The following is a 4,313-nucleotide window of genomic DNA, read 5'->3' as shown; positions in this document are numbered from 1 at the left end:
GCGCAGGCGGCGGCCGGTGTCGGTGGTGTGATCAAGATGGTGCAGGCGATGCGCCACGGCGTTCTGCCCAAGTCGTTGTACGCGGACGAGCCGACGACGGTGGTGGACTGGGCGGACGGGGCGGTGGAGCTGCTCGCCGAGGCCCGGGAGTGGCCGGCCGTGGACCGTCCCCGACGGGCAGGCGTGTCCTCCTTCGGCTTCAGCGGCACCAACGCCCACGTCATCATCGAAGAGGCGCCCGCCGCCGACACCATCGAGGACGGCGAGGGCACCGACGACCTGGTGCGTCCTCCCGCCGTCCTCCCCTGGGCGCTCTCCGCCAGGACCCCGGAAGCCCTGAGGCAGCAGGCCGCGCGGTTACTCGCGCACCTTGAGGGTGATTCCTCGGTCGGGCCGCTGGATGTGGCGTACTCGCTGGCTGCCACGCGTGCTGTGTTCGATCAGCGTGCTGTGGTGGTGGGTGCGGAGGGTGAGGCGCTGCTGGAGGGGTTGCGGGCGCTGGCGTCGGGGGGTTCGTCGGGGCGGGTGGTTTCCGGTTCGAGGGTGCCGGGGCGGACGGCCTTCCTGTTCACGGGTCAGGGCGCTCAGCGGATCGGCATGGGGCAGGAACTCCATGCGGCGTTCCCGGTGTTCGCGGCGGCGTTCGACGAGGTGGCCGACGCGCTGGAGAAGCATCTGGGCCGGTCGCCGGGGGAGATCATCCGCTCCGGTGAGGGCCTGGACGACACAGCCAACACCCAGGCGGCCCTGTTCGCGGTCGAGGTGGCCCTGTTCCGGCTGGTGGAGTCGTGGGGGATTGTCCCGGACTACCTGGCCGGTCATTCGGTGGGTGAGGTGGTGGCGGCGCATGTGGCGGGGGTGCTCGATCTGGCGGATGCGGTGGCGTTGGTGGCTGCGCGTGGCCGGTTGATGCAGTCGGCTGTGGCCGGTGGTGCGATGCTCGCGGTGCAGGCCGGTGAGGAGGAGGTTCGGGGGTTGTTGGCCGGGCACGAGAGCCTGGTCGATGTGGCTGCGGTGAATGGTCCGCGGTCGGTGGTGGTCTCCGGTGATGCCGAGGTGGTGGACGGGCTTGCGGTGGCGTGGAAGGAGCAGGGCCTTCGGGTCAAGCGTCTGACGGTCAGTCATGCTTTCCACTCGTTCCACATGGACGGGGTGCTGGAGGAGTTCGAGGAGGTGGCGCGGGGCTTGTCGTTGCGTGCGCCGCGGATTCCCGTGGTGTCGAACGTGACCGGGGTGCTGGCGACGGAGGAGGAGTTGACGTCGCCGGAGTACTGGGCGCGGCACATCCGTCAGGCGGTCCGCTTCCACGACGGCGTACGCCACCTGATGGAACTGGGGGTGAGCACGTTCCTGGAGCTCGGTCCCGACGGGGTCCTGGCCGCGATGGTGCAGGAGACCCTCGAAGCCGACGACCGCGACGACGTCCAGGCCCTCACCCTCCTCCGACGCGACCGCCCCGAACCGGAGACGGCGGTGGCCGCGGTCGCCGCGCTGCGCATCAGGACCGAGGCGGGACGCTCCGGCTGGGAGGCCTACTTCGAGGGCACCGGCGCCCGGCGCGTCCCCCTGCCGACCTACGCCTTCCAGCGCGACCAGTACTGGCTCGACGTCGCCACCCGCCACGGCGAGGCCACCGACCTCGGGCTCCGCTCGGCCGGTCACCCGCTGCTCGGCGCTTCGGTCACGCTCGCCCGAGGCGGTGAGGTGCTCTTCACGGGCCGTCTGTCGCTGCGGACGCATCCTTGGCTCGCCGACCACACCGTCTCCGGGACCGTCATACTCCCGGGCACCGCCTTGCTCGAACTCGCGGCCCACGCGGGCGAGCAGGCCGGCACCGGGCAGGTGGCCGAGCTGACCCTCGCCACGCCCCTGGCCCTGCCCGCCGACGGCGGTGTGCACCTGCAAGTCGCCGTGGGGGAGAAGGACGAGTCCGGCGCACGCCCCATCGAGGTCTACTCCCGGCTCGACACGGACGACGAGCGCGACTGGGTCCTCCACGCACAAGGCACCCTGGTTCCCGCCGCCCCGGACCCGTCCGCCGCCGACCTGGTGGTCTGGCCCCCGGTGAACGCGCGAGAGGTCGGCCTGGAAGGCGTCTACGAGCGCCTGGACGACCAGGGGTACGCCTACGGCCCGGCGTTCCGGGGCCTGTCCCGGGTCTGGCGGGGCGAGAGCGAGATCTTCGCCGAGGTGACCCTGCCGGACACGGTGCGCGAGGAGGCGGGCCGATTCCTGCTGCACCCGGCCCTGCTGGACGCCGCCCTGCACGCCCTGCTGCCGGGCGTGGCCGAGGAAGACGTGGCGGCGCGCCTGCCGTTCTCCTGGACGGGCGTCCGTGTCCACGCGACGGGCCCGGCCACGCTGCGGGTCCGCTTCGGCCTGTCCGGCGCCGCCGACACCGTCTCTTTGCTGGTCACCGACGACACGGGCGTGCCGGTGGCGTCGGTGGACTCGCTGGCGCTTCGCCCGCTGTCGAAGGACGCGGTGCGCACGGCGGCCCAGGCGGGCCGCGACGGCCTGTTCTCGGTCGCCTGGTCCGAGGTACCGGCCCCCGAGTCGGCCGTGGACACCTCGGGCTGGGCCGTGCTGGGCGCGCCCTCCCTGGCCTCGGCGGCCTCGTACCCGCACCTCGACGCGGCGGCGGCGGCCGGCGCGGACACCGTCGTCTGGCCGCTGGTCGCCGACGGGGACGACGGAGCCGTCGGCGGTGAGGGCATCGCCGGTCTGGCGCGCGTGGAACTCGCCCGCGTCCTGGAACGGGTGCAGGCCTTCCTGGCCGACGAACGACTGGCCGACACGCGGCTCGTGGTGGTGACCCGGGGAGCGCTGGCCGCCCTGGCGGGCGAGCAGGTGACGGACCTGGTGCACGCCGCGGTGTGGGGTCTGCTGCGCACCGTGCAGACGGAGAACCCCGGCCGGGTCGTCCTCGTCGACGCCGACACCGAGGGGTACGCACAGCTTCCCCTCGCCCTGGCCGCAGGCGAGACACAGCTGGCCGTCCGCGACCACCGCCTGCTGGTGCCGCGACTGGCCCGTGTGCGGGCCTCGCAGGAGCAGGTGGCGGCCCCGCGCTGGGACGAGGGCACCGTGCTCGTCACCGGGGCCACGGGAACGCTGGGCCGCATCGTGAGCCGCCATCTGGTGACCGAACACGGTGCCCGGCGTCTGCTGCTGCTGAGCCGCCGGGGCGCGAGCGCCCCCGAGGCCGGCGAACTGTGCGCGGAGCTTGAGCGGCTGGGCGCCCAGGTGTCGGTCGCGGCGTGCGACGCGTCGGACCGCCGGCAACTGGCCGGAGCGCTGGCCGGGGTACCGGACGAGTTCCCGGTCACCGCGGTGGTGCACACCGCGGGCATCCTGGACGACACCGTGCTCAGCGGACTGACGGCGGAACGGCTCGACGCGGTCGTACGGCCGAAGATCGACGCGGCGTGGAACCTCCACGAGCTGACGCGGCACCTACCGCTGTCCGCCTTCGTCGTGTACTCGTCGCTGGCCGGCCTGATCGGCAACGCCGGCCAGGCGAACTACGCGGCGGGCAACACCTTCCTGGACGCGCTGGCACAGCACCGCCGGGCCCAGGGACTGCCGGCGACGTCGCTGGCGTGGGGCCTGTGGTCGCAGACCAGCACGATCAGCGGCCGGCTGACCGACACCGACCTGAGCCGCATCGCCCGGCTCGGCCTGCGCGCCCTCCCGTCGGACGAGGCGATGAGCCTGTTCGACGCCGCCCTCCTGACCGGACAGCCGGTCCTCGCCGTGACCCACCTGGACACCGGGGAGCTGCGACGCCAAGGCGACGAGGTGCTGCCCGTCCTGCGCGGCCTGGCCCCCGCCGGCCCGCGCCCCAAGGCCGCCGCCGGCCACGCCGCACAGGGCGGATCGACACTCATGCGGCGGCTGGCCGCGCTGGACGCCGGCGCCCGTCACGAGGCACTGCTCGAGCTGGTGCGCGGCCGGGTCGCCGGAGTGCTCGGACACGCGAACGCGGCGGCGATCGACGCCGACCGGCCCTTCCAGGAACTGGGCTTCGACTCGCTCACCGCGGTCGAACTGCGCAACCAGCTCGGCCGGGCCACCGACCTGCGGCTGCCCACCACCCTCGTCTTCGACCACCCGACCCCCACGGTCCTCGCACGGCAACTGGCACGCGAACTCTTCGGCGACGAGCAGCCCGACCGGGCCGCCGCGGCCCTCACCGCCGCGACGGGCGACCCCGCGGAGCCGATCGCGATCGTGGGGATGGCGTGCCGTTATCCGGGTGGGGTGTCGTCGCCGGAGGATCTGTGGCGGCTGGTGGCCGGTGGTGTGGATGC

The 4,313-nt window shown here is 73.5% G+C and carries 1 protein-coding gene; it reads left to right on the top strand.

What is annotated here, in order from left to right:
- Window positions 1–48 precede the first annotated feature (48 nt).
- A partial coding sequence (locus ACFY5B_RS39385; RefSeq protein WP_389980060.1) for an SDR family NAD(P)-dependent oxidoreductase occupies window positions 49–4,313 on the top strand: 4,265 nt, incomplete at its 3' end.

This window comes from Streptomyces sp. NPDC013187 (assembly GCF_042899705.1).
GTDB classification, from domain to species: domain Bacteria; phylum Actinomycetota; class Actinomycetes; order Streptomycetales; family Streptomycetaceae; genus Streptomyces; species Streptomyces hawaiiensis_A.
The sequence above is the reverse complement of the archived record's forward strand: the minus strand, read 5'-3'. Positions and strand labels throughout refer to the sequence as shown.